Origin of the sequence: Rathayibacter sp. AY1C5 (assembly GCF_002931705.1) — a bacterium.
Taxonomy (GTDB): Bacteria; Actinomycetota; Actinomycetes; order Actinomycetales; family Microbacteriaceae; genus Rathayibacter.
On the sequence record NZ_PSWD01000032.1, the window covers coordinates 1 to 25,391 of the forward strand.

Here is a 25,391-nt window from a genome sequence, read left to right on the forward strand (position 1 = left end):
CGCCCCCGCTGCCCCTGCATCGACCCCCGGCGAATCGGGGCTCACGAAATCGATGTCTTCCGTCGGGGGCAGGGGACGAGCGGGCCTCCAGGGAGAGGCAACGCTCGGCTCCGTGAGCGCAGCCTGTGCGAACATCACGAATTCATAAAGGATAACCACGGCCGGCGGGATCCGGCCAGAGGCCGCCGCGCACAGGCGCGATCGGGGCACGACGCGCGGCGAGCCCCGGCGGGATCCTGCGCCGATCCGCCTCTCGGCGCACGGAATCCGTGTCGGCTCGGCCTGGGAGAGCGGTTACACCTCGTCCGCGCGCAGGCGGCGCAGCAGATCCTCCAGCTCGGCGAAGAGAGGATCCGGTGCCGCGATGAGCAGCCCGGAGCCGAAGGGTGCGCCGTCGAGTCCCGCGACCCGCGCACCCGCCTCCTCGGCGATGAGGGCGCCCGCAGCGAGGTCCCACGGGTTCAGGCCCCGCTCGTAGTACGCGTTCAGCTGCCCGGTGGCCACCGAGCACAGGTCGAGCGCCGCCGAGCCGATGCGGCGGATGTCGCGGACCGAGCCCAGGAGCTCCTGCACCACGGCGCCCTGACGCATCCGGCGGCCCGCGTCGTAGCCGAAGCCGGTGCCCACCAGCGCGAGCGAGAGGGAGGAGGGAGCCGAGACCTGCAGCACGACTCCGTCCCGCTCGGCTCCCCCGCCTCGGCTGGCCGTGGTCACCTCGCCCGTCGCTCCGTTCACGACCGCGCCGGCGAGCGCGGTCCAGGTCGCGGGATCCGGCTCCCCCTCCACCACAGCGATGCTGACCGCGTAGGAGGGGATGCCGTAGAGGTAGTTGACGGTCCCGTCGATCGGATCGACGACCCAGGTCAGCCCGCTCGTGCCGCCCCCCGACCCCGACTCCTCGCCGAGGAAGCCGTCGTCCGGACGCGCCTCGGCCAGGCGCCGGCGGATCAGCTCCTCGACCTCCCGGTCCGCGGCCGTCACCACGTCCTCCGGGGACGACTTCGACGCGGCGATCTCGACACCGTCCTCCCGCCGCTGGCGGGCGAGGTGCGCCGCCTCGACGGCGATCGAGCGGGCGATGGCGAGGAGGGGGGCGTTGTCGCTCATGGTCCCAGCCTAGGGATCGGGCCCATCATGGGGGGATGAGCACCCCTATCGCCCTCACCGGAGCCACCGGAGCCGTGGGCGGTCGCGTCGCGCGCGAGCTCGCCGACGCCGGTCACGCCCTCCGCCTGCTGGTCCGCGACCCGTCCCGCGCGCCCGAGCTCACCGGGGCCGAGGTGGTGCGCTCCTCCTTCGCCGACGCGGGCGACTCGCTCGAGGGCGCGCGCCTCCTCCTGATGGTCTCCGCCTCCGAGAACGAGGAGCGCCGCGCCGAGCACCTCGCGTTCGTCGGTGCAGCCGCCGCCGCGGGTGTCGAGCACGTCGTCTACACCTCCTTCGCCGGAGCCGCACCCGACGCGGTCTTCACCCTCGCCCGAGACCACGCGGCCACCGAGGACGCGATCCGCCGCTCGGGCATGGGCTGGACGTTCCTCCGCGACAACCTCTACCTCGACTTCCTGCCCGCGATGCTCGGCGAGGACGGCGCGATCCGCGGACCCGCGGGAACGGGCCGGGCCGCCGTCGTCGCGCGCGAGGATGTGGCCCGCTCGGCCGCGGCTGTCCTCCGCTCCCCCTCCGAGCACCGCGGAGCCGCCTACGAGCTGACCGGGCCCGAGGCCCTCACCCTCGACGAGGTCGCGGCGACCCTGACGGCGGCGGGCCGCCCCGCCGTGTACGTCGACGAGACCCTCGAGGAGGCGTACGCGTCACGCCGCCGCTGGAACGCACCGGGCTGGCAGCTGGACGCCTGGGTCAGCACCTACTCCGCGATCGCCGCCGGACAGCTGGAGCACGTCTCGTCCGACGTCGAGCGGCTGACCGGACGGCCGCCGCTCTCCCTCGCAGCGTTCCTGGAGCAGGAGGCGCGGGGCTGAGGCGACGGGGCGGGCCGGAAAGGCGCTCCCCCGGAAAGGCGCTCCGCCGGAAGGGCGATCCCCCGACATGCGGAACGCCCCGCGCATCTCGTGATGCCGGGGCGTCTGCTGGGTGTTCCTGCTCGGTGGCGAGTGAGGGATTCGAACCCCCGAAGGCTACGCCGTCTGATTTACAGTCAGATCCCTTTGGCCGCTAGGGTAACTCGCCGTGGCGCACCCGACCACGTGTTCACAACCGGAGGCGCTCAGCAAGGATACCCACGCGACCGGCGGATCGGAAATCGGTGCCGCGAGGCCTCAGTCCGCCTCCGCCGCGTAGCGGGACGCCGCCTCCGCGACCTTCCCCGCGTAGCTCCCGGCCGGGTTGTAGGCCGCGATCGCCGCCCGCCATCCCGACTCCGTCGAGAGGTCGCCGCCGGCGTCGCAGAGGTACCGGGCGGCGGTCACCGCCTGCTGGTCCACGTTCTGCGGATCCCATCCGCTCGACGCCCACGCCATCCACGTCGCCGGGATGATCTGCAGCGGACCCATCGCCCGGTCGACCTCGGCGTCGCCGTCCAGAGCCCCGCCGTCGTTGTCGGGGACCCGGTCGAAGCGCGTTCCGTCCAGGCGCGGACCGTAGATCGGCTCCGTCGGCCGCCCGTCCTCGCCCAGCTCGCCGCCGTCGATCGTGCCGTGCCTGCTCTCGACGTAGCCGATGCCGGCCAGGGTCGCCCAGTCCAACCGGCAGTCGGGGTCGACCGACGCCGTGAGGAGGGCCGTGCCCGCGTAGGCGGTGAGCGCACGCAGCGGGATGCCGCTCCCCTCGGACGCCGTGCCCAGCCACGCCTCGTCGGCGAGCAGTCGCACCGGCGTCGCCGCGGCCTGCTCGGGATCCTCCAGCACGACGGGGTCGGCCGCGACGGGAGCGGTCGCCGCGGGAGGGACGGTGGACAGGCCCTCCTCGACCGTCAGCGCGGGCGGCCGCTGGCCGCAGCCGGCCAGGAGGAGGCCGGCGAGCGGGACGAGGACGAGAACGGGGAGGCGGCGCACCCCTCAGAGGTACCAGCCGCGCCTGGGGCCGGGCTCCGCCACGCCTGAAAGCTAAACTCGGAGCCATGGCAGATTCAACGTTCGACGTCGTCAGCAAGATCGACAAGATGGAGGCGGACAACGCCCTGAACCAGGCCCACAAGGAGGTCGAGCAGCGCTACGACTTCAAGAACGTCGGCGCCTCTATCGCCTGGAGCGGCGAGAAGATCCTGATCAAGGCCAACACCGAGGAGCGGGCGAACGCCATCCTCGACGTCTTCCAGTCGAAGCTGATCAAGCGCGGCATCAGCCTCAAGAGCCTCGACGCGGGCGAGCCCTTCGCGTCCGGCAAGGAGTACCGGATCGAGGCCGCCCTCAAGGAGGGCATCGACCAGGAGCACGCGAAGAAGATCAACAAGCTCATCCGCGACGAGGCGCCGAAGTCGGTCAAGTCGCAGATCCAGGGCGACGAGCTCCGCGTCTCCTCGAAGAGCCGCGACGACCTCCAGGCGACCATGGCGCTCCTGCGCGGGGCCGACCTCGAGCTCGACCTCCAGTTCGTCAACTTCCGCTGAGGAATGACGCACACGGGAGCACGCGCGTGACCGCCGGAATCGACGAGCCCGACCGGCGGGGCCGCACCGGACTCGACAGGGACGGGCTCGACCTCGTCGGGAACCCCGACGTGGTCGTGAAGGAGGTCACCCTCCTCTCGAGCGACTGGTACGTCCTCCGCACCACCCGCTTCGACTACCGGCACCGCGACGGCAGCTGGACGAGCGAGCAGCGCGAGACCTACGACCGGGGTAACGGCGCGGCGGTCCTGCTCTACGACGCCGACGCGCGCACCGTCGTCCTGATCCGGCAGTTCCGCTACCCCGCGTACGTGAACGGCGACCTCGACGGGATGCTCCTCGAAGTGCCCGCCGGTCTCCTGGACGAGGACGGGCCCGAGGAGGGCGCCCGCCGCGAGGCGTCCGAGGAGACCGGACTCGAGGTCGGCCGGCTCGAGCACGTGTTCGACGCGTTCATGAGCCCCGGCTCGGTCACCGAGAAGCTGCACTTCTACGCCGGGCGCTACCGCGCGGGGACCCGCAGCGGAGCGTTCGCGGGACTCGCCGACGAGGGCGAGGACATCGAGGTCCTCGAGCTCTCGTTCGACGAGGCGCTGACCCAGATCGGCGTGCAGATCGTCGACGCGAAGACGATCATGCTCCTGCAGTGGGCGGCCCTGTCCGGCCCGTTCTCGCGCTGACCCGCGGACGTCGCGGCTCCGTGCGCCTCAGCGCGCGTACTCGGCGAGGGCGCGTCCGGTCAGCGTGTCCGCCGCCGCGAGCCCGACCGGAGTCCCCTCGAAGACGATCGTCCCTCCGTCGTGCCCGGCTCCGGGCCCCACGTCGATGATCCAGTCCGCGTGCGCCATCAGGGCGCGGTGGTGCTCGATCACCACGACCGAGTTCCCGGAGTCGACCAGCCGGTCGAGCAGTCCGAGCAGTGTGTCGACGTCCGCGAGGTGCAGGCCCGTGGTCGGCTCGTCGAGCAGGTAGACGGATCCGGACGAGGCCATGTTGATCGCGAGCTTGAGGCGCTGGCGCTCGCCCCCGGACAGCGTGTTCAACGGCTGTCCGAGCGTGAGGTAGCCGAGACCGACGTCGACGAGACGGGCGAGCACCGTGTGCGCCGGTCCGCTCGCGAAGAACTCCGCGGCGTCGACGATCGGCATCGAGAGCACCTCGTGGATGTTCCTCCCGCGGAGGCGGTACTCGAGCACCTCAGCGGTGAACCGCTTGCCGTCGCACTCCTCGCAGACCGACGAGACCGTCGCGGCGGGGCCCAGCTCGGTGAAGATCATCCCGGCCCCCTTGCAGACGGGGCAGGCGCCTGCCGAGTTCGCGCTGAAGAGCGCCGGTCTCACACCGTTCGCCTTCGCGAAGGCCGCCCGGATCGCGTCGAGGACCCCGGTGTAGGTCGCCGGATTGCTGCGCCGCGAGCCGCGGATCGGCGACTGGTCGGCCACCACCACGCCGGGCCGACCCGCGAGCGAGCCGTGCAGGAGCGACGACTTCCCCGACCCTGCGACTCCGGTGACGACGGTCAGCACGCCCAGCGGGACGTCCACGTCGACGCCGCGGAGGTTGTGCGTGGAGGCCCCGCGGATCTCCACCGCCCCGGTCGGACGGCGCACGGCCTCCTTCAGCGGGACGCGGTGACCGAGATGACGGCCCGTCAGGGTGTCGGACGTGCGCAGCTGCGCCACCGTCCCCTCGAACCGCAGCTCGCCGCCGTGCGCACCGGCCCTCGGACCGAGGTCGACCACGTGATCGGCGATCTCGATGATCTCCGGCTTGTGCTCGACCACCAGGACGGTGTTGCCCTTGTCCCGCAGGCGGCGCAGCAGCTCGATCATCCGCGAGACGTCGTGCGGATGCAGACCCGCCGTCGGCTCGTCGAAGACGTACGTGACGTCCGTGAGGCTCGATCCCAGATGCCGCACCATCTTGACCCGCTGCGCCTCACCGCCCGAGAGGGTGCCCGACTCCCGATCGAGCGACAGGTAGCCGAGGCCGACCTGGACGAGGGCGTCGAGCGTCCCGAGGAGGGTCTCGACGATCGGAACGACGGACGGCGCCTGCAGTCCGCGGAGCCACGCGGCGAGGTCGGTCGCCTGCAGCGCGGCGCACTCGGCGATGTTCCGGCCCCCGATGCGCGACTCCAGCGCCGCCCGGGTGAGCCGGCCGCCTCCGCACTCGGGACAGGCGGCGAAGGTGGCCACCCGCTCGGCGAAGGCGCGGATGTGCGGCTGGGCCGCCTCCTTCGCCAGGTAGAGGCGGGTGACCTTCACCAGGAGGCCCTCGTAGGTCATCGTCATCCCGGCGATGGCCATCTTGGTGGCCGGACGGTGGAGGAACGCGTCCATCTGCTCGGGCGTGAAGTCTGCGATCGGCACATCGGCCGGATAGAGGCCGGACTCGGCGAGGCCCTTCCAGTACCAGCCGCCGACGACGAAGTTGGGGATCGCGTCGAGAGCACCGCCCTCGAGCGACTTCGAGCGGTCGATCAGCGCGTCGAGGTCGATGCTCGACACCCGGCCCGTTCCCTCGCACCGGGGGCACATCCCCTCCGGCAGGTTGAAGGAGAACGCACCGCTCGTGCCCGCGTGCGGGTCGCCGATCCGGCTGAAGAGGATCCGCAGCATCGTGTACGCGTCGGTCGCCGTGCCGACCGTGGACCGGCCGTTCGACCCCATCCGCTCCTGATCGACGACGATCGTGGCCGACAGTCCGTCGAGCGACTCCACGTCCGGGCGGGCCGGCGACCCCATGAACTGCTGCACGAAGGCGGAGTAGGTCTCGTTGATGAGGCGCTGGGACTCGGCGGCGATGGTGCCGAAGACGAGCGACGACTTGCCGGAGCCCGAGACACCGGTGAACACGGTGATCCTCCGCTTCGGGATGTCGACGTCGATCCCCCGGAGGTTGTTCTGGCGCGCACCGCGCACCCGGATGACGTCGTGGGGCGAGGCCGTGGTCATGCTGTCTCCGTCCAGAGCGGTGCCCGAATCCTAGAGGAGGTGCGCGGCGTCCGCGCCGGAACGACGAACGGCCCCCCGGAGTGCACCGGAGGGCCGTTCGGAGAGCACGCGTCAGAGCGCGACCGGCTCCGCCCGCGAGATCGCGATCATGTCCTCGCGAGGAACGACCTTCACGCGCGCACGGCCCTCGGGCTCGCCGAGCGCCATCTCGTGCTCGTCCAGCCGGTGCCAGCCGTCGAGATCCGTGTAGGCGATCTCCCGCTCCTCGAGCAGGGCGACCACGGCCGCCTCCTCGGGGTGCTCGGGCGTCCACCAGGACGCCTGGTCGTTGAGCACGTGCGCGACGGTCTCCATGGCGTCGGACTTGGTGTGCCCGATGAGGCCCACCGGTCCGCGCTTGATCCAGCCGGTCGCGTACACGCCGTGGACCTGCTGGTCCTCGTCGTCCAGGACCTGGCCCTCGCGGTTCGGGATCACGCCGCGCATCTCGTCGAACGGGAGGCCATCGAGCGGCGAGCCGAAGTAGCCGACCGCGCGGTACACGGCCTGCACCGGGACCTCGCGGATCTCACCCGTGCCGCGCACTCCGCCCTCGCCGTCCGGCTCGGTGCGCTCGTACCGGATCGCGCCGACCCGACCGGATCCGTCGTCCACGAACTCGAGCGGCTTCGCCCAGAAATGCAGGTGGAGACGACGCGAGGCGCTCCCGACCTCACGGGTGCGCCACTGGTTGAGCACCCGGTTGATGACCATGACCTGCTTGTTGGTCGCGATGGCGGCCTCCGAAGCGGGATCGAGGTCGAAGTCCTCGTCGGCGACGATCATGTCGACGTCGCGCAGCTCGCCCAGCTCGCGCAGCTCCAGCGGCGTGAACTTCACCTGAGCGGGACCGCGGCGCCCGAAGACGTGCACGTCGGTGACAGGAGACGCCTTCAGCCCCTCGTAGACGTTCGGCGGGACCTCGGTGGGCAGGAGGTCCTCGGCGTGCTTCGCCAGCATCCGCGAGACGTCGAGCGCGACGTTGCCGTTGCCGATGACAGCGACGGAGGACGCCTCCAGCGGCCAGGTGCGCGACACGTCGGGGTGGCCGTCGAACCAGCTGACGAAGTCGGCCGCACCGTAGGAGCCCTCGAGCTCGACACCCGGGACGTCGAGCGGAGCGTCCCGAACGGCGCCGGTCGCGAAGATCACGGCGTGGTAGTGCCGCTTGAGATCCTCGAGCGTGATGTCGGTCCCGAAGTGCACGTTGCCGAAGATGCGGATGTCGCCCCGGTCGAGCACCTCCCGCAGCGCGGTGATGATCCCCTTGATGCGCGGGTGATCGGGCGCGACGCCGTAGCGGACCAGGCCGTAGGGCGCGGGCAGGTGCTCGAACAGATCGATCGAGACGTCGTACTTCTTCTCGGCCTTGATCATGAGGTCGGCGGCGTAGATGCCCGCGGGACCCGCGCCGACGATGGCCAGCCTGAGCTTGGTCATTGCGTTCCTCCTGCCGGGGCGCCGCAGCGCACAACCGGTCTCATTCCTGCGGCGCAGGGCGCGCCGCGACGATCGGGGTCAGCCGTTGCGCTCGACGACGGTGTCGGCGAAGCGCGTCAGCGCCTTGCGGACGGAGCCGTCGGGCAGCGGAGCGAGGGCGGCGACGGCCTCGTCGGCCCACCGGTGGGCCTCGGCGAGGGTCTGCGCGGTGACGTCGTGATCGCGCAGCTGAGCGATGGCGTCCGAGATGTCGGCGCTCTGCTCCTCCGTGTGCGCGATGGCGTCGTTCGAGCGGCTCACATAGCTTTCGATGCGGGCGAGGAGAGCCGCGGCGTCCCTGTCCGAGGAGGCGCGCTCGCGCAGGCGCAGGATCGGCAGCGTCGACACGCCGGCGCGGATGTCCGTGCCGGGGTTCTTGCCGGTCTCCTCCGGCTGGGGAGAGAGGTCGATGACGTCGTCGACGATCTGGAAGGCGACGCCGATCTTCTCGCCGAAGACGCGCATGGCCTCCTCGTACTCCTCCGGAGCCTCCGAGAACGCGACTCCCGTGCGGCCCGCCGCGGCGATCAGGGACCCGGTCTTGTCGGCCAGGACGGACAGGTAGTGCTCGACCGGGTCCTCGCCGTCGGTCGGGCCGACCGTCTCGTGCAGCTGCCCGAGGACGAGACGCTCGAACGTGTCGGCCTGGAGCCGGATCGCCTTGTCGCCGAGCTCGACCATCAGCTGGTTCGCGCGGGCGAAGAGCAGATCGCCCGTCAGGATGGCCACGTTGTTGCCCCACACGGTCTGCGCCGACGGGACGCCGCGGCGCTTCTCCGCCTCGTCCATGACGTCGTCGTGGTAGAGCGATGCGAGATGCGTGATCTCGATCGCCTGCGCACCGAGCAGGACCTGCGGCGTGTTGCCGCGGCCCAGCGACGCGGCCAGGAGGGTGAGCATCGGGCGCACACGCTTGCCGCCCGCCTCGAGGAGGTACCGGGTGGAGACGTCGGCCACAGCGTCCGCGAAGGACAGCTGCCGGACGAGACCCTCCTCGACCTGCTCCAGACCCGCGTCGATCGTGCGGGCGAGAGCCCGGTCCGACGAGGAGGAGAAGATGCGCTCGGAGAGGCCGAGCTGCGCCGTCAGAGACGGGCTGCGACGGGCGACGGGCGCAGTGGCGTTCACAGGGAAACCCTAACGTCTCGGCCTGTGCGGACCCCGGTCGTCATCGGGTCGCCGCGATCGGCTTGACGCCGCGGTGCAGCGCCACGATGCCAGCGGTCAGATCGCGGTAGGCCACGCGCTCGAAGCCCGCCGCGCGGAGCCAGGCGGCGACGACGCTCTGCTCCGGCCAGGCCCGGATGGAATCGCCGAGATAGTCGTACGCAGGATTGTTCGACGACGCGAGGCGCACGACGGCGGGCATGACCGTCGACAGGTAGAAGGCGTACGCGGCGGCCAGCGGAGCGATCGGCGGAGTCGAGAACTCGCAGATCACGACCCGGCCGCCGGGCTTCAGCACACGCAGGAACTCGGCGAGCGCCGTCCTCGGCTCGGCCACGTTGCGCAGACCGAACGAGATGGTCACGGCGTCGAACGACTGGTCCTCGAACGGGAGATCCATCGCGTCGGCCTGGACGAACTCGATCCGGTCGTTGCCCGCCTGACGGCGACGGCCGACGGCGATCATTCCCGGGGAGAAGTCGGCTGCGACGACCTGGGCGCCCGACCGCGCCAGCGACGCGCTCGACGTGCCGGTGCCGGCCGCGATGTCGAGGATGCGCTCACCGGGAGCAGGGTTGACGGCGCGAGTCGTCGCGATCCGCCAGAGCCGGTCGTTCCCCACCGAGAGGAGTCCGTTCACCAGGTCGTAGGCGGGAGCCACGGTGTCGAACATCGAGGCGACCTCGTCGGGCCGTTTGGTGAGGTCTGCCTTCGTCACGATCCGCAAGTCTACGGCGAGACGCGGGACGGCGGCTGTGCATCCGCCGTCCCGCGCCCGGTCGGCGCGCTCCCCCCTAGGGAAGCGCCGGGACCGCCCCGCTCCGCCTCGCGCGGCGGCCCCGGTCCGGATCACGGTAGCAACGGAGCCCTGCGCCCCGAGCCCCGCGGCATGGGACGTCCCATCCTCTGGCGCGGGCGTACCCTGCTGAGGTGACGCTCATCGGCGCTGGAACCCCCCTGCTGCGTGCGGAGACGACTCCACTGGACTCTCCGCCGTCGCTCCTCTCCCACTCCGACCCGAGGCGGCCCCTCCTCTGGCAGCGCGACGGCGCCGGGCTCAGCGGACGCGGCGAGGCCCTGCGCCTCGAGTTCTCGGGCCCGGAACGGCTGCGGGAGGCGGCGGCGGCCTGGCGTCGGCTCTGCGACGCGGCGACGGTGGAGGACCGGGTCGGACTGCCCGGGACGGGGCTGGTCGCGTTCGGGACCTTCGCTTTCTCGAGCCGATCCGAGGCGACGAGCGTGCTGATCGTGCCGCGCACCGTGATCGGGACGCGCGACGGCCGGTCATGGCTGACGCGGATCACGAACGGCGAGGCGGAGAGACCGTATACGCCGAGCGAGGAGCCGCTGGGGGCGGAGTACCACGTGCCGCTCTCGCCGGGTGCGCTGCCGCCGGACGGGTACCGCGCGGCGGTCGCTGCCGCGGTGGAGACGATCCGGGCGGGTGAGCTGTCCAAGGTCGTGATCGCGCGCGATCTGCAGGGGCGGCTCCCGCCGGGGGCGGACCTGCGTCGGATGCTGGGTGCGCTCACCGAGCGGTACCCGGACTGCTGGGGCTTCGCCGTGGACGGATTCCTCGGCGCCAGTCCGGAGACGCTGGTCGCGGTCGATCGGGGCGAGATCTCGGCGAGGGTGTTGGCCGGCACGGCCGCACGAGGCGAGGATCCCCTCGCCGACGCGGACGTGGAGGCCGCTCTGCTCGAGAGTCCGAAGGACCGCTCGGAGCACGCTTTCGCTCTCGCCAGTCTGGTCCGGGAACTCGAGCCCCACACACGGGAGCTGACGGCGGGCGCCGCCCCGTTCACGCTCCGCCTGCCGAATCTCTGGCACCTCGCGACGGACGTGCGAGGAATTCTGGACGACTCCTCCAGCGCGCTCGATCTCGTCGATGCTCTTCACCCGACCGCGGCAGTGGCCGGCACTCCGACCGCCGACGCCCTTGCGCTCATCGAGCACCTGGAGCCCTTCGACCGCGGTCGGTACGCAGGACCCGTCGGCTGGATCGACGGCAACGGCGACGGCGAGTGGGCCGTCGGACTCCGTAGCGCCGAGGTCACGGCCGAGGGCGCGGTCACGGCCTGGGCGGGCGCCGGCATCGTGGCCGACAGCGTTCCCGAGTCCGAGCTCGCCGAGACCCGCATGAAGTTCCGCCCGATCACCGACGCGCTGGCCTGACGCACGTCGGGAGTCGCTGAAGCCGTCGGCTACCCGGCGCCTACCCCGCCGGGTCCCCGTCGAGCCGGGGAGCACCCGGCCGTCGTCCTGCGCCCACCGGCGGTCGCCCGGGCAGCGCCGGCGGCCGGGTCGTCACGCGGCGGCCGGTCGGTGTGGTCCAGTCCGCTGTGCCGTCCGGATGGAGCAGATACGTCCACCGGTCGCCGTGGCGCACGTGGTGGTGGGCGACGCACAGGGAGGCGAGGTTGTCGGGAGTCGTCTCTCCCCCGTTCCGCCATTCGACGCTGTGGTCGGTCTCCGTCGAGGACGCCGGCCGGGTGCAGCCCGGGAAGCGGCAGGTCTGGTCGCGGAGGCGGACCAGCAGCCTCATCCTCGGCGGTGGGAGCCGGTGGCGGCGCCCGACGGAGACGACCGCGCCGGTCTCCTCGTCGGTCAGCACGGGAGTGAAGGCGGCGTCGTCGTCGATGAGCGCTCGCACCGCCTCGGCGGGGATCGGCCCGTAGCCGTCGAGCTCGGCGGCCGCCTCGTCGTCACCTGCGGCGGTGCTCGCCGCCACGGTGACTCTCACCTCGGCCCGCAGCCCGGTCGAGGGCGCCGCGGCTCCCTCCGGAGTGGTCCCCGCCACGTCCCCGTGGCAGAGCAGGTCGGCCCACGCGTCGGCGCGGAGCTGCGCCAGCGTCCGCAGATCGCGGTCCCCTTCGGCGCCGTCCCGCAGATCCCTCGCGATGCGGTCGAGCCGGGCGAGCGCTCCGACGGCCTCGGGCGCGGGGACGTGCGCGCACACCGTTGCCATGCCGTCGATCCCGGCTGTCATCCACACCCGGCGGTCCTCGCGGGCGCGAGCGTGCCGCTCGGCGAGGGGCTCGTCGTGCAGCTCCTCCCGCACCCGCGCGAGGGCGTGTCGCAGCTGCCCCGGGGTCAGCGTCTCCGCGAGGTCGACGGCCCGGTCGTCGTAGGCCGCGCGCGCCGCTGCGGGGAGGGTCGCCGCGACGGAGCAGATGAGCTGGCCGGCCTCCCAGCGCATTCTGGCGTCGGCGAGCGCGGACCGGGTCCGCGGCAGCTCCTCCATCAGGAGCGAGGCGTGCAGCAGCTCCCTGGCGGCGGTGCGCTCGGAGACCCCGAGGGCGACGGCGAACTCCGCTCGGATCGACCGTTCGACGAGGTCCGTCGCATCCTTGCTGTCCGCCGAGGAGCCTCGGGCGAACGCGTCGGGACAGGTCAGCGCCGCGCAGTGTCCCGCGTGCAGCGCCTCCGCCGCGGACAGGAGCACCGGGGAGGCGCTCCTGGCGAGCGCCGCCGCCCGGTCGCCGAGGGCGAGGACCTCTCCTCGCACGGTCTCCGCATCAGCCATGCCTCCAGCGAAGCAGCAGCTGACGAGCTGCGGAGCTCGAACGAGGCGTCCCCGGGAGAACAGCGTCCGACGACGACCTGTGGAGGACCGTCCGACCGGACCCGCGAGGACTCAGCGCTCGAGCCGGATCTCCACGATGCCCGGCCCGTCGCCCGGCGAGGTCAGCGCCTGCTCCAGCTCGCCGCGCGTCGCCGCACGACGGTGGCCCCACCCGTAGGCGCGCGCGAGAGCCTCCAGATCGGCGTTCTGCGGAGTGAACTGCACGCGGTCGAACGCATCGGGATGCGAGCTCGACGCGACCTCGAGTCCGTCGAAGATCGTGCCGCCCCCGTCGTTCACGATGACGAGCTGCACGCGCGGGCGCCGTTCTCCCGGCGGGAGGAGGAGGCCGCCGGCCTCGTGGAGCAGAGTGAGATCGCCGAGGACCGCGCGGGTGACTCCGCCGGCTCCCTGCTCGGTCGCCTGCGAAGCCACCGCGATCCCGAGAGCCGTCGAGATCGTGCCGTCGATGCCGGCGAGGCCGCGGTTCGCCAGGACGGATATCCGCTTGCCCGGCAGGGTCCCGTCGGCGACGCGGATCAGCCGCGACGCTCCGAACAGCAGCCGGTCGTGCGGCCAGGTGACCTTCCAGACCGCGGCGACGACGAAGTCGCGGGTGAGCGGTGCCCTGATCGCGGCGAGGGCGTTGCGCGCGTAGCCGCGGCGGTCCTCGACCGACATCGACCCGGCGTCGGGGACCTCGTCCAGCTCGTCGGGGTCGACCGTCAGGGCGCGGCTCGCGGACACCCAGGATCCGGCCCAGGCGCGCTCGCCGCGCTCGGGACGCGGCGACCCCTCGGGTCGGACCACGTCGACGCCTCCGACGCGGCGGGCGCGCCGGCCGGGGTTGTAGAACTGCTCGCGCACGGCGTCCACGACGATGACCTCGACGTCCTCGCGCCGCAGCAGCTCGGGGACCTCGCGGGAGAGCGTCGGGTGTCCGAGCACGATCGCCCGGCGGATGCGTCCGCCGAAGTCGGGCTCGCCGAGCAGGCGACGCCAGGCGACGACGAGCTGCGGTCCGAAGCGGGCGCCGGAGGAGACCTCGGCCAGCAGCGGCCAGTCGCCGGCGCGAGCGATCTCCTCGGCCGCGGCGCCCGCCTTGTCCCCGGCGATGACGACCGTGAGCGGCTCACCAGGACCGGCGGTCACGACGGCACGCGGGATCCCGTATCCGACGGCGGGCGACGAGACCGGTTCGATCCGCTCCATGTCGGGCAGAGCGGAGGAGAGCGGATCGCGGAAGGAGAGGTTCAGGTGGACCGGCCCGCGTCGCGCCGCGGTGACGGCACGATCGGCGAGCGCCCGCGCGTCCTCGGGCCGGGAGGCGTCGTCCGGAGCAGCGACGTCCTCGAACAGCCGCACGGCTCGCCCGTACAGCTCGCGCTGCTCGACCGTCTGGTTCGAGCGGATGCCGCGCAGCTCGTCGGGCCGGTCGGCGGTCAGGACGATCATCGGCACGTCCGAGGCGTCCGCCTCGAGCACGGCCGGGTGCAGGTTCGCGGTCGCCGTGCCGGAGGTCGTGATCACGAGCGCCGGCATCCGGGATTCGAGGGCCAGGCCCAGCGCCAGGAACCCCGCGGAGCGCTCGTCGATCCGCACGTGCAGCCGGACGTCGCCGCGGGTCTCGAGCTCGGCCGCCACCAGGGCGAGCGCCTGCGAGCGGGAGCCCGGAGAGACGACGACGTCGCGGACGCCGAGCGCGGCGAAGCGGGTGAGGAGGTCGACCGCGAATCGGGTGGAGGGGGCGACCGGCCGGTGCTCAGGCATCCCGGCGGCCGGGGCCGTCGGCCTCGCCCTGCTCGTCCATGTCGGCGAGGTCGCGCTCGAGCTGGGCGATGCGCTCTGCCTGCAGGCGCTCCTCCTCGGGGTCGCGCTCGGTGCGGAGGGTGCCGAGGAAGTCGGGGTCGTCGTCCGGAGCGGTGTAGCGGCGGCCGGCGGCGCGCTGCTTGCGGGGACGGCCGATCCAGAACCACAGTCCCGCACCGATGACCGGGAGGATCAGCACCACCAGGAGCCAGGACCACTTCGGGATCGCCCGCACGGCGTGACGGTTGCTCATCGCGACGTCGATCACGGTGTAGACCGTGAAGACGGCGAGGGCCACGAGCAGGCCGATGACGAGGCGGATCATGGACACGAGTCTACGTCCGGCACCCCCGTCGGGGAGGGTCCGCACGGACGCTGGACAGGAGGCTCCCACGGTGCTCACGGAAGCGCGTGCAGGGGCCGACGTACACTGTCCCGGTGAAACTGAGCCGCGCGGTCGTCGTCTACTCGCTCCTGCGCCTGGCGATGTTCGCCGGCGTCTTCGTGCTGGTGTACCTGCCGGCGCGCACCTTCGTCGACTCGGAGCTGACCGCCGCGGTCACCGCGGGCTTCGTCGCCGCGATCGCGAGCCTGTCCCTCTCCTACATCCTGCTGAGGAAGCCCCGCGAGCGCATCGCGGAGGCGATCTACGAGCGCCGCAAGGACGTCCCGCGCGCTCCGACCGACGACGACGTCGAGGACGCCGCGGTCGACGCGACCCGCGACGACCGCTGAGCCGGGCGCTCCCGCCGGCGAGGCCTCCCCTCTGACGCGCTGACCCCGCTCGCACCAGGCCCGGCGCGCAACAGCCGATCTCACCCGAATCCGGCCCACCCGAGCCCGCCTCGTGCGAGCCGCCGCTCTAGAACGCCAGCGCCGCCCCGAGGATGACCGCGTAGGCGAGCCCGCCCAGGCTGGTCAGCTGCAGCGCCAGGATGAGCTCCTTCGCCGTCTTCGCCGTCAGGGTGATCAGGATGGCCGGCAGGATCATCAGAAGCACGAAGAGCGTCAGCCACGCCAGCGGGTAGAACAGCGCGAGGATCACCGCGATGCCGAACGGGATCAGCACGAAGCCCGTGTAGATCGCTCGGGACACGGCCGGTCCCGCGAGGACCGCGAGGGTCCGCTTGCCCGAGAGGCGGTCGGTCGGGATGTCGCGGATGTTGTTGACCATGAGCACGGCGCAGGCGAACAGGCCCGCCGCCACGGCGCCGAGCCACGACTCCTGGTTGGTGCGGCCGATCTGCACGAACGTGGTGCCGACGGTGGCGACCAGGCCGAAGAACACGAAGACGAAGAGCTCGCCGAGCCCGAGGTAGCCGTAGGGGCGGCGTCCGCCGGTGTAGAACCACCCGGCCGCGATCGCCGCCGCGCCGACGATCAGGAACCACCACTGCCCCGAGAGGGTGGTGAGCACGAGGCCGGCGACGGCCGCGATCCCGAAGAAGACCAGGGCGACGGTGAGCACCTGGCGGGGTTTCGCCGCTCCGGAGCCGGTCAGCCGCGAGGGTCCGACGCGGTTGGCGTCGGTGCCGCGCACGCCGTCGGAGTAGTCGTTGGCGTAGTTGACGGCGATCTGCAGGGCGAGCGAGACTGCCAGGCAGAGCAGGGCGCGCACCCAGTGCCAGCCCTCGTCGACGACCTGGGTCGCTCCGGTGCCGATGAGCACGGGGGCGACGGCCAGCGGGAGGGTGCGGAGGCGGGCGCCGGCGATCCACTCGCGGGGACCGGCGGGCTTCACGACGACCGCTCGCGGGCTGCCCCCGGGGCGGCCGCTGGAGGACTTCTTCTTGCGACTCGTACTCGACACGGAGGGAATCCTACCCACCGGCCCGTCGACGCTCGGAGCCGGTCAGGCCTGCTCGGCGAGCACCTCGAGGGCGCGGCGGTCGGGCTTCCCGGAGGCGAGGAGGGGGATGCGGCCGACCGGCAGCACGGCCGCGGGAGCGGCGGCGCGCCCGAGGCGGTCGGCGATCAGGGCGCGCAGGTCGGTGAGCGCGGGAGCCTCCTCCGCCGTCACGACGACCGGGACCTCGCCCCACTGCTCGTCCGCCCGCCGCACGACGACCGCGTCGGGGACGGTCCCCTCGCGCAGCACGGCCTCGACGGCGTCGAGCGACACCTTCTCCCCGCCCGACACGATCACGCGGTCGAGCCGACCGGTCACCCGGAGGCGCCCGTCGACGATCGACCCCGCGTCGCCCGTGCGGTACCAGCGCTCCCCGTCGAGCTCGAGGAAGGCGGAGGCGCTGCGCTCGTGGTCGATCGCGCCGTCGGCGTCGAGGTAGCCCTCCGCGAGGGTCGGGCCGCCGAGCAGCACCTGCCCGTCCTCGACGCGCATCCGCACGTCGTGGAGCGGGACGCCGTCGTAGACGCAGCCGCCGGACGTCTCGCTCGATCCGTAGGTCAGGCGGATGCGCGCACCGAGGGCGGCGGCGCGGTCCCGCAACGGCTGCGGCGTCGCCTGGCCGCCGATCAGGAGCGCGTCGAACGAGCGGAGCGCCTCGGCCGCGGCCGGATCGCGCTCGGCGAGGTCCAGCAGCCGCGCGAGCTGCACGGGGACCAGCGAGCAGTACCGCCGCTCCCCCGCCGGCATCGTCCGAGCGAGAGCGAGGAAGGCCGCCGCGTCGAAGCCGCCGGCCGGGAGGACGACCGGGTCGGCCTCCGCGGTCAGCGAGCGGACGAGCACCTGCAGTCCCGCGACGTAGTGCGTCGGCAGGCAGAGCAGCCAGCGTCCCGGCCCGCCGAGCTCGGCGAGGGTCGTGGAGGCGCTGGTGAGCAGGGCCGCTGTCGAGAGCGCGACCCGCTTGGGCGGCCCCGACGAGCCCGAGGTCTCGACGACGGCGGCGACGCGCTGCGGCACGACGGCATCCTCGGAGGCGGTCGCAGCGCCGGGGGCGGAGACGCGGATCGCCGGGCCGCTGCCGTCCAGGGCCGCGCGAAGAGCGAGGAGGACGGCCTCGACCGTCGCGTCGACACCGGCGAGCGGGCGGGTCACCTGCGTGCCCTCCGGCTCAGAACTGCCACGGGAACGGCGACCAGTCGGGCTCGCGCTTCTCGAGGAAGGAGTCGCGTCCCTCGACGGCCTCGTCGGTGCCGTAGGCGAGGCGCGTGGTCTCGCCCGCGAAGAGCTGCTGGCCCACGAGGCCGTCGTCCACGGCGTTGAACGCGTACTTCAGCATCCGGATGGCCGTGGGCGACTTGGTGAGGATCGTCTCGGCCCACTCCACCGCGGTCGTCTCGAGCTCGGCGTGCGGGACGACCGCGTTCACGGCGCCCATCTCGTAGGCGCGCTGCGCGGAGTACTCCCGCGCGAGGAAGAACACCTCGCGCGCGGCCTTCTGCCCGATCTGGCGGGCGAAGTACGCGGAGCCGTAGCCCGCGTCGAAGGAGCCGACGTCGGCGTCCGTCTGCTTGAAGCGCCCGTGCTCGGCGGAGGCGAGGGTGAGGTCGCAGACCACGTGGAGCGAGTGCCCGCCTCCTGCGGCCCAGCCGGGGACGGCCGCGATGACGACCTTCGGCATGAAGCGGATGAGGCGCTGCACCTCGAGGATGTGCAGGCGGCCGTTCCGCGCGGAGTCGATGCCCTCGGCGGTCTCGCCGTCGGAGTACCGGTAGCCGTCGCGGCCGCGGATCCGCTGGTCTCCTCCCGAGCAGAACGCCCAGCCTCCGTCGCGCGGGCTCGGGCCGTTGCCGGTGAGGATGACGACGCCGATGCGCGGGTTCGTCCGGGCGTCCTCGAGGGCGCGGAACAGCTCGTCGACCGTGCGCGGCCGGAACGCGTTGCGGACCTCGGGCCGGTCGAACGCGACCCGCGCGATGCGGCCGGAGCGGTCGTGGTGGTAGGTGATGTCCTCGAGTGCGTCGAAGCCGTCGACGGCCGCCCAGCGGTGGGCGTCGAACAGTTCGGAGACCTGCGTGCTCATGCCACGACCCTACTGATCCGGACTGCACGGCGACTCGACACCGCCCGGGCGGACGGAAGGGGACCCCGCTGACGCGGAGTCCCCTTCCGGTGCTCGCCCCTACTTGGCGGCGGAGGTGGTGCGGTTCTCGGCCGACACCATCCAGGCGTACTGCTCGAGGCTCTGGATGATCGCGTGGAGGAGATCCGCGCTGGTCGGGTCCTCCTCGTCCACCTGGTCGTGGACCTCGCGCATGGTGGCGGCGGTGTTCTCGAGGCGGATCGTGACCAGGTCGACGGTCTCGGCCGTGTCGATCTCGCCGTGCGGGTACTCGGGGAGGGTGGTGGTCGCGGCGACGGTGTCGCTGCGGCCGTCCGGGATCCCGTGGAGGGCGCGCATGCGCTCGGCGATGTCGTCGCTGAACTCGCGCGCGGCCTCGATGATCTCGTCGAGCTGCAGGTGGAGGTCGCGGAAGTTCTTGCCGACGACGTTCCAGTGAGCCTGCTTGCCCTGGACGTGGAGCTCGATCAGGTCGACGAGGACGATCTGGAGGCTGTCGAGCAGCTCCTTGGAGGCCTTGAAGCCCTTCTCGGCGTTCTGACGGCGGCTGGTCTTGGCACCGGAGCCCGCGGGGGCTTCGACGTGGCGTTCGAGGGTGGTGGTCATGGACCGTTCCTTTCTCTTGCAGTGCCGGGTGCGGTATCCCGCCCCGAGTCTGGCTTCTTCGGCTGGACGGCGCCCGCACGCGCGGGGTGCGCGCGCTGGACGGGGCCCGTGGTTGCGGGGATCAGATCGTGGCGACGGATCCGGCGTCGACGCGGTAGTTCGAGCCGTTCACGAACGAGGCGCGGTCGGAGCAGAGGAAGGCGATCACGGCTGCGACCTCCTCGGCCTCGCCCCGGCGCTTCAGCTCCATGTACGGCCGCTCCTCGTCGAGGAAGGACGAGATCGCCTCGTCGACCGAGGTGCCCCTCTGCTCGGCGCGCTTGGACATCATCGCGTCGGTCATCGGAGTGCGGATGAACGCGGGCGAGACCGTGTTCACGAGCAGGCCCTCCTGCGCGTAGGAGCGCGAGAGGCCCTTGGCGAAGGCGAGGACGCCCGCCTTCGCGGCGCAGTAGGGCAGTTCGTCGTCGTAGGGCTGCACGGCGTCCTCGGAGGCGGTGAGCACGAGCCGGCCCCAGCCTCCGGTGCGGAGGTCGGGGAGGAACTCGCGCACGAGCCGCACAGGCCCGAGCAGATCGACCTCGAGGGTGCTGGTCCAGCCCTCGTCGTCGATCTCGTGGAAGAGGCCCTGCGCCCCCGTGACTCCGGCGCACTGCACGAGGATGTCGATCGCGCCGACCGCTCCGGCCACGCGGCGGTGCAGCTCGGCGAGCTGCTCCGTGCTGGTGACGTCGGCGGCGAAGGCGTGCAGGCGGCCCTCCGGAGCGTCGAGCCCGGCCGCGGCCCGGTCCAGCTCCGCCTGGTCCTTGTCGGTGATCACGACGGTCGCGCCCTCGGCGAGGAGGAGCTGCGCCGTGGCCAGGCCGATGCCGGAGTCGCCTCCGGTGACGAGGGCGGTGCGGCCGGTGATCCCGAGATCCATGCTGAGGTGCTCCTTGTGGGTGCGGTGCGAGGGGGTGGTACCGGTCTACGCCCCTCGGAGCCGGCCCTCAACGGGTTGCGCGGACGCAGTCGGTGGGGTTACGCGCGGCCGACCTTCTCCGGCGCCAGCTCCTCGATGGTGATGGCCGCGTTGATCAACGCGAGGTGGCTGAGCCCCTGCGGCAGGTTGCCCCAGAAGGCCAGGTCGTCGACCGCGATCATCTCGGACATGATCCCGACGTCGTTCGGGACCGTGGCGACGAGCTCGTCCATCAGGGCGACCGACTCGTCGTGCCGACCGACGCAGGCCAGGGCGGAGGCGAGCCAGAACGAGCAGGCCACGAACGGGTGCTCCTCGCCCTCCATGCCGGAGTAGCGGAACAGCAGCGCGCCGCGGCCGAGCTCCTTCACCAGGGCGTCGATGGTAGAGATCATCCGCTCGCCGCGCTCGTAGCCGCTGGGCGCGTGCAGGAGCACCGAGGCGTCCAGCTCCTCGCTGCCCGGGTACATCACGTAGGAGCCGAGCTCCTCGGACCAGCAGTGCTCCTCGATCCACTCCCGGATGCGGTCGCGCTCGAAGCGCCATCGGTCGGGGCTGCCCGCGACCTGGCCGAGCTCCGCCAGGTGCACGGCCGCGTCGAGCGCCTGCCAGCAGCCCATCTTCGAGGAGGTGTAGTGCTGCTCCTCCTCCAGCTCCCACATTCCTGCATCGCGGTTCCGCCACAGGTCGCAGGTGGTGTCGGCGACGCGGGCGAGGAGCCGACCGGTCTGGATGTCGAGGACGTTGCCCTCGTCGACGTAGATGCGGCAGATGTCGAAGAGGTCGCCGAAGACGCCCAGCTGCAGCTGGCTCTGCGCTGCGTTGCCGGCGACGACCGGGCCGATGCCGGCGTAGCCCGGGACGTCGAACTCCTCCAGGACGGTCGGCATGGAGCCGTCGAGTCCGTAGAAGATGTGCAGGTCCGGCCCGTGCTCCTTGATCGTGCGGAGGAGCCAGGACAGCGCGGCGTGCGTCTCCTCGCGCAGGCCGAATCGCACCAGCGCGTGCATCGTGTACGCGGCGTCGCGCACCCAGGCGAAGCGGTAGTCCCAGTTCTTGCCGCCGTTGGGCGACTCCGGGAGCGACGTGGTCGCGGCCGCGGCGATGGCTCCTGTGGGCGAGTAGATCAGCAGCTTGAGCGCGAGGGCGCTGCGCTGGACGGCCTCGGACCACGGGCCGTCGTAGGAGAACTCCTCCGACCAGTCCTGCCAGCTGCGGATGGTGCGGTCGATGCCGCGGTCGACGTTCTTCGCGACCGGGAAGTGCAGCGGCTCGTCGTGCGTGGCCGACACGACCAGGACGTGCCGCACGGCGTCCTTGCCCGCGGTGACGACGAAGGAGCCCGTCAGCTCGTCGCCGGCGCCGGAGGGCGCGTCGTCGCCGTCGGGCCCGTGCTCCTGGCCGGTGACGCCGATGGTGATGTCGCCGGCGCGGATGAGCGAGCGGCCGTCGGCGTTCTGGATCCACGGGGAGAACCGGCCGAGTCCCGTTCCGGGACGCACGGCCCACCGCATCCGCACCTCGCCGTCGACACCGTCCACGCGGCGCGCGAGCTCGGCCCACGGGAGGCGGCCCGCGATCCCGGTGACGAGCGCGTCCGTCACGCGGACGGTGCCCGACTCGGTGGTGAAGGTGGTCTCGAGGACGTTCGTGTCGCGGATGTAGGCGCGCGAGACCTCGGCGGGCTCCTCGGGGGCGAGCTCGACGCAGCCGCCGGACTCGGCGTCGATCAGGGCGGCGAAGGCGGGGGTGGAGCCGAGGTCCGGGACGGGCATCCAGTCGACGCTACCGTCCTTCGCGATCAGGGCGACCGTGCGACCGTCTCCGATCGCGGCGTAGTCGCGCAGGGGCCTGGTCGAGCGGGGTGCAGCCATCCCCTCACCGTAGGGCGCGGGCGGTGCGCCGATTCGGGCTTGCGGGCGGACGGGCTTGCTTGTAGCGCCCGGTCAGGTCGCGGCGACTCCGCCGTACTCCTCGAGGCGGTCGGTGAACTCGCCGCGGTCCTCGTCCTGCAGGACCCCGTTCGCGTACCCGGCGAGGAACGCGCCCTGCGGGTCCGGCGAGAGGCCGACTCCGTCGAGCATGTCGGCGACCAGGCCGGTCGGATCGGCGTCGAGGTCGACGAGGCCCAGCTCGATCGCGGGCACGAGGTCGGCGGAGGAGCGGGCGGTGACGATCCAGAGCGCGGCCGAGGCCTCCTCGTCCGAGAGGTCGCCGTCGAGCTCGTAGCCCGCCTCCGACCACTCCTCGGGGGTGTCGGCCACCTCGACGTCGTCGAAGCCGAGGGGCGAGAGCGCTGCGGTGAAGCGGTCGACCGCCGCCTGCCTATCGGCGTCGGTCGAGACGTCGGCGGCGGCGTACTCGGTCGCCGAGATGTAGTCGTAGAGGAGGGAGGGCCCGCCGTAGGCGTTCTGCGACTGCTCGTAGTACTCGTCGTCGGCCGAGGTCCACTCCTCGGGGACGGCGCCCTCGACGGCTGCGACGGCCTTCTCGGCACTCGCGCGCACGTCCTCCGCGGACGGCTGGCCGAGGATCGTCGCGGCGTCGCCGTCCTGGTAGCCGGGGTAGTCGTAGAGCGGATCGGACGGGTCCCCGCTGCCGAACGGGTCGTCCGTCGGGTCGCCGAACGGCTCGGACGGAGCGCTCGTCGACGCGCTGCCGGCGGCGGAGTCGAGCGCGCCGCCCACTCCGACGGCGACGAGCGTGCCGAGCACGCCGGTGTAGACGACGCCCACGAGGAGGCTCGTGCCCAGCGCGATCCAGGCGCCCCTGCCGAGCGGGCGGTGGGAGGGGACGGAGCCCTGCGTCGGGCCCGGGGCGGGCGCGGGCGGCGGGCTCATCGGCATCTGGCTCATCGCACTCCTCCGGACTCCAACGGCAGCCTCGTCAGTCTGGCACCTCGGCGGCCGCTCGGAGGAGGGACCCCGGGGGCTTGCGCGCGCGTCGCCGACCTCCTGCGCGCGGGTGGCCGCCGCGTGGCCCCGGCCGGTGGACAATGGCCGGATGGACGACGTCGTGCCCGCCTCCCCGCTCCCCTCCCTCGGCGAGATCGACGCGGGACTCCGCGTCGTCGCTCTGCCGCTCCGCACCCGCTTCCGCGGCGTCGACCACCGCGAGATCGCGCTCGTGCGCGGCCCCGAGGGCTGGACCGAGTTCTCGCCCTTCCTCGAGTACGGCGCAGAGGAGTCGGCGGCGTGGCTCCGGGCGGCGATCGACTACGGCTGGAGCGAGCAGCCGGCACCGCTGCGCGACCGCATCCCGGTGAACGCGACCATCCCGGCCGTGGCACCGCACGAGGTCGCCGCCGTGCTCGCGAGCTACCACGGCTGCCGCACGGCGAAGGTGAAGGTCGCCGAGCGCGGCCAGACGCTGGCCGACGACGTGGCCCGGGTCGTCGAGGTCCGCCGCCTGCTCGGTCCGGAGGGCCGGATCCGCGTGGACGCGAACGGCGGCTGGAACCTCGACGAGGCCGAGCACGCCGTCCACGCCCTCGCGGAGTCCGACCTCGAGTACGTCGAGCAGCCGTGCGCGAGCGTCGACGAGCTGGCGGAGCTGCGCTACCGGGTGAAGTACATGGGCATCCCGATCGCCGCCGACGAGAGCGTCCGCAAGGCCGCCGATCCACTCGCCGTCGCCCGGGCCGGAGCCGCGGACCTGCTGGTCGTGAAGGCCCAGCCGCTCGGGGGGACGCGCCGGGCGCTGGCCCTCGTCGCCGAGGCGGGGCTGCCGGCGGTGGTCTCGAGCGCGATCGACAGCTCGGTCGGACTCGCCATGGGCGCCGCCCTGGCCGCGGCGCTCCCCGAGCTGCCCTTCGACTGCGGACTCGGCACCGCGTCCCTCCTCGCCGCGGACGTCACGGAGCGGCCGCTGCGGCCGGTCGACGGAGGCATCCCCGTCGGCCGCGTGGAGGTCTCGGAGGAGCTCCTCTCCCGTCACGCCGTGTCACCGGAGCGGCTCGCCTGGTGGCGGGCGCGGCTCCGCGACTCCTACGCGCTGCTCTGATCGTCGGCGGCGGGCGCCGCGTCGGAGGAGCGGCAGAATGGGAGCGTCGGCCGCCGGTGCCCGACGCGTCCCCCACCCTCGAGCATCGGAGCCCCGTGAGCGCATCGACCGTCCCCGTCTTCCTCGACTGCGACACCGGCATCGACGACTCGCTCGCCCTGGCGTACCTCCTCCGCTCGCCCCGGGCCCGCCTCGTCGGGATCAGCACGGTCAGCGGCAACACCGACGCCCGCCGGGCCGCGGTCAACAGCCTCGGCCTGCTGGCGCTGGCCGGCCGCGACGACGTGCCGGTCGCCGTGGGGGCGCACCACTTCCTCGAGGAGGACTACGCCGGCGGATCTCCGCACGTGCACGGCGACGACGGCATCGGCGGGGTCGCGCTGCCCGAGGGCGGCGAGCCGGTCGACGAGGATCCGGCCGACCTCCTCCTCCGTCTCGCCCGTGAGCACGAGGGCGAGCTGCGGCTGGTCGCGATCGGCCCGCTGACGAATCTCGCGATCGCCCTCCGTGCGCACCCGGAGATCGCGTCCCTCGTCCACTCGGTGACCGTGATGGGCGGAGCCGCGCTGGTCCCCGGCAACGTGACCGCCGTGGCGGAGGCCAACATCTGGCACGACCCTGCGGCCGCCGCCGAGGTCGTCGCGGCCGACTGGGATCTCACGCTCGTGCCCCTGGACGTGACCATGCGGCACCTGCTGACGGAGGAGGACCGCGCCGTCCTGCTCGCGTCGCCCGATCCCCTCGCGCAGGCCATCGGGCAGGCGCTCGACTTCTACTTCGACTTCTATGTCGGCCACTTCGGCGAGCGCACCGCTGCCATGCACGATCCGATGGCCGCCGCGATCGCCGTCGACGCCGTCGCCCTCACCTCCGCCCCGCGCGTCCACGTCACTGTCGACGCCACCCACGGCCCCGGCCGCGGCCAGACCGTCGCCGACCTCCGCGGCATCTACCGCGGCGTCCATCCCTCCGACGCCCGCACCCGCATCGTCCTCGCCCTCGACGCCCCTTTCGCCCCCCACCTCATCGACGTCGTCACCGCCGTCTGACCCGCGCGGGGCCACCCGAAGCCCGTCCGTGCCCCCGGCCGCGACACGCCCGTTCCTCGATCAGCACGCACCGACCCGGCGCTTCCGTACGCGGGAACTCGACAGGCTCGCTCCGAGCGTTCGTGTCAGGGGATCTCGATACTCGCGCTGCTCACTACTCGATTAGCATGTCCCGTCGACCGCCGTCCCCCCGCCCTCCCGCGAAGCGCAGCTCCCCAGAACCCGAC

General features: G+C 72.6%; 23 protein-coding genes and 1 tRNA gene. 7 read left to right on the forward strand and 17 right to left on the reverse strand.

What is annotated here, in order from left to right; genetic code table 11:
• Positions 1–294 precede the first annotated feature (294 nt).
• Complete coding sequence (locus C5C57_RS15610) at positions 295–1,107, reverse strand: inositol monophosphatase family protein (RefSeq protein WP_104297837.1); 813 nt, start codon at positions 1,105–1,107, stop codon at positions 295–297.
• Between the two features lie 35 nt (positions 1,108–1,142).
• Here C5C57_RS15610 and C5C57_RS15615 point away from each other — a divergent pair, with 35 nt between their 5' ends.
• Positions 1,143–1,979 (forward strand): SDR family oxidoreductase, encoded by an 837-nt coding sequence (locus C5C57_RS15615; protein WP_104297838.1) that lies wholly within the window; start codon positions 1,143–1,145, stop codon positions 1,977–1,979.
• A 126-nt stretch (positions 1,980–2,105) separates the two neighbouring features.
• Here C5C57_RS15615 and C5C57_RS15620 read toward each other — a convergent pair.
• Positions 2,106–2,187: transfer RNA gene (locus tag C5C57_RS15620), tRNA-Tyr, on the reverse strand.
• Positions 2,188–2,276: 89 nt separating this feature from the next.
• Positions 2,277–3,011, reverse strand: a complete 735-nt coding sequence (locus tag C5C57_RS15625; RefSeq protein WP_104247936.1) for a hypothetical protein — start codon at positions 3,009–3,011, stop codon at positions 2,277–2,279.
• 65 nt (positions 3,012–3,076) lie between these two features.
• On the opposite strand from C5C57_RS15625, the gene C5C57_RS15630 reads away from it, so the two are divergent.
• Entirely contained in the window at positions 3,077–3,565 is a 489-nt protein-coding gene (locus C5C57_RS15630) for a YajQ family cyclic di-GMP-binding protein (RefSeq protein ID WP_104297839.1), read from the forward strand.
• Positions 3,566–3,591: 26 nt separating this feature from the next.
• The gene (locus tag C5C57_RS15635; RefSeq protein WP_104223605.1) at positions 3,592–4,245 is read left to right on the forward strand and encodes an NUDIX domain-containing protein; all 654 of its coding nucleotides are present in this window, start codon (positions 3,592–3,594) and stop codon (positions 4,243–4,245) included.
• Between the two features lie 27 nt (positions 4,246–4,272).
• Here C5C57_RS15635 and C5C57_RS15640 read toward each other — a convergent pair whose 3' ends face one another.
• The 4 genes from C5C57_RS15640 to ubiE form a co-directional block, all read right to left on the reverse strand.
• Positions 4,273–6,522 (reverse strand): excinuclease ABC subunit UvrA, encoded by a 2,250-nt coding sequence (locus tag C5C57_RS15640; RefSeq protein WP_104247934.1) that lies wholly within the window; start codon positions 6,520–6,522, stop codon positions 4,273–4,275.
• 111 nt (positions 6,523–6,633) lie between these two features.
• Positions 6,634–8,001, reverse strand: coding sequence for an FAD-dependent oxidoreductase (locus tag C5C57_RS15645; RefSeq protein WP_104223603.1), 1,368 nt, complete (start codon positions 7,999–8,001; stop codon positions 6,634–6,636).
• A 78-nt stretch (positions 8,002–8,079) separates the two neighbouring features.
• The gene (locus C5C57_RS15650; RefSeq protein WP_104233415.1) at positions 8,080–9,168 is read right to left on the reverse strand and encodes a polyprenyl synthetase family protein; all 1,089 of its coding nucleotides are present in this window, start codon (positions 9,166–9,168) and stop codon (positions 8,080–8,082) included.
• 40 nt (positions 9,169–9,208) lie between these two features.
• Positions 9,209–9,925 carry a bifunctional demethylmenaquinone methyltransferase/2-methoxy-6-polyprenyl-1,4-benzoquinol methylase UbiE gene (ubiE, locus tag C5C57_RS15655; protein WP_104247943.1) on the reverse strand — a complete coding sequence of 239 codons (717 nt, stop codon included), beginning with the start codon at positions 9,923–9,925 and terminating at the stop codon, positions 9,209–9,211.
• A gap of 212 nt (positions 9,926–10,137) precedes the next feature.
• On the opposite strand from ubiE, the gene C5C57_RS15660 reads away from it, so the two are divergent.
• A complete protein-coding gene (locus C5C57_RS15660) occupies positions 10,138–11,382 on the forward strand; it encodes an isochorismate synthase MenF (RefSeq protein WP_374953313.1) in 1,245 nt (414 codons plus the stop codon).
• Between the two features lie 40 nt (positions 11,383–11,422).
• Here C5C57_RS15660 and C5C57_RS15665 read toward each other — a convergent pair whose 3' ends face one another.
• The 3 genes from C5C57_RS15665 to C5C57_RS15675 form a co-directional block, all read right to left on the reverse strand.
• Positions 11,423–12,733 carry an HNH endonuclease signature motif containing protein gene (locus tag C5C57_RS15665; protein ID WP_104247933.1) on the reverse strand — a complete coding sequence of 437 codons (1,311 nt, stop codon included), beginning with the start codon at positions 12,731–12,733 and terminating at the stop codon, positions 11,423–11,425.
• 111 nt (positions 12,734–12,844) lie between these two features.
• The gene (gene menD / locus C5C57_RS15670) at positions 12,845–14,542 is read right to left on the reverse strand and encodes a 2-succinyl-5-enolpyruvyl-6-hydroxy-3-cyclohexene-1-carboxylic-acid synthase (protein WP_104247932.1); all 1,698 of its coding nucleotides are present in this window, start codon (positions 14,540–14,542) and stop codon (positions 12,845–12,847) included.
• A complete protein-coding gene (locus C5C57_RS15675; RefSeq protein WP_104225908.1) occupies positions 14,535–14,906 on the reverse strand; it encodes a PLD nuclease N-terminal domain-containing protein in 372 nt (123 codons plus the stop codon). Before C5C57_RS15675 ends, menD begins: the two co-directional genes overlap by 8 nt.
• 113 nt (positions 14,907–15,019) lie before the next feature.
• On the opposite strand from C5C57_RS15675, the gene C5C57_RS15680 reads away from it, so the two are divergent.
• Positions 15,020–15,316, forward strand: a complete 297-nt coding sequence (locus C5C57_RS15680; protein WP_104239140.1) for a DUF4229 domain-containing protein — start codon at positions 15,020–15,022, stop codon at positions 15,314–15,316.
• A gap of 127 nt (positions 15,317–15,443) precedes the next feature.
• On the opposite strand, the gene C5C57_RS15685 is transcribed toward C5C57_RS15680, so the two are convergent.
• From C5C57_RS15685 to C5C57_RS15715, 7 genes are all read right to left on the reverse strand, one after another.
• The gene (locus C5C57_RS15685) at positions 15,444–16,391 is read right to left on the reverse strand and encodes a 1,4-dihydroxy-2-naphthoate polyprenyltransferase (protein WP_374953312.1); all 948 of its coding nucleotides are present in this window, start codon (positions 16,389–16,391) and stop codon (positions 15,444–15,446) included.
• A gap of 42 nt (positions 16,392–16,433) precedes the next feature.
• Positions 16,434–17,579 carry an AMP-binding protein gene (locus tag C5C57_RS15690; RefSeq protein ID WP_104297840.1) on the reverse strand — a complete coding sequence of 382 codons (1,146 nt, stop codon included), beginning with the start codon at positions 17,577–17,579 and terminating at the stop codon, positions 16,434–16,436.
• A 16-nt stretch (positions 17,580–17,595) separates the two neighbouring features.
• Positions 17,596–18,507 (reverse strand): 1,4-dihydroxy-2-naphthoyl-CoA synthase, encoded by a 912-nt coding sequence (locus C5C57_RS15695; protein WP_068255374.1) that lies wholly within the window; start codon positions 18,505–18,507, stop codon positions 17,596–17,598.
• A 99-nt stretch (positions 18,508–18,606) separates the two neighbouring features.
• Complete coding sequence (locus C5C57_RS15700; protein ID WP_104223596.1) at positions 18,607–19,152, reverse strand: Dps family protein; 546 nt, start codon at positions 19,150–19,152, stop codon at positions 18,607–18,609.
• A gap of 121 nt (positions 19,153–19,273) precedes the next feature.
• Positions 19,274–20,074 carry an SDR family NAD(P)-dependent oxidoreductase gene (locus C5C57_RS15705; RefSeq protein WP_104272796.1) on the reverse strand — a complete coding sequence of 267 codons (801 nt, stop codon included), beginning with the start codon at positions 20,072–20,074 and terminating at the stop codon, positions 19,274–19,276.
• A gap of 98 nt (positions 20,075–20,172) precedes the next feature.
• On the reverse strand, positions 20,173–21,987 hold the full coding sequence (locus tag C5C57_RS15710; RefSeq protein WP_104247930.1) for a glycoside hydrolase family 15 protein: 1,815 nt from the start codon (positions 21,985–21,987) through the stop codon (positions 20,173–20,175).
• Positions 21,988–22,059: 72 nt separating this feature from the next.
• Complete coding sequence (locus tag C5C57_RS15715) at positions 22,060–22,968, reverse strand: hypothetical protein (RefSeq protein WP_104247929.1); 909 nt, start codon at positions 22,966–22,968, stop codon at positions 22,060–22,062.
• Between the two features lie 148 nt (positions 22,969–23,116).
• Between C5C57_RS15715 and C5C57_RS15720 the strand changes: the two genes are divergently transcribed.
• Both C5C57_RS15720 and C5C57_RS15725 read left to right on the forward strand, forming a co-directional pair.
• Positions 23,117–24,115, forward strand: a complete 999-nt coding sequence (locus C5C57_RS15720; protein ID WP_104247928.1) for an o-succinylbenzoate synthase — start codon at positions 23,117–23,119, stop codon at positions 24,113–24,115.
• A 95-nt stretch (positions 24,116–24,210) separates the two neighbouring features.
• The gene (locus C5C57_RS15725; protein ID WP_104247940.1) at positions 24,211–25,164 is read left to right on the forward strand and encodes a nucleoside hydrolase; all 954 of its coding nucleotides are present in this window, start codon (positions 24,211–24,213) and stop codon (positions 25,162–25,164) included.
• The last annotated feature ends 227 nt before the right edge of the window (positions 25,165–25,391 follow it).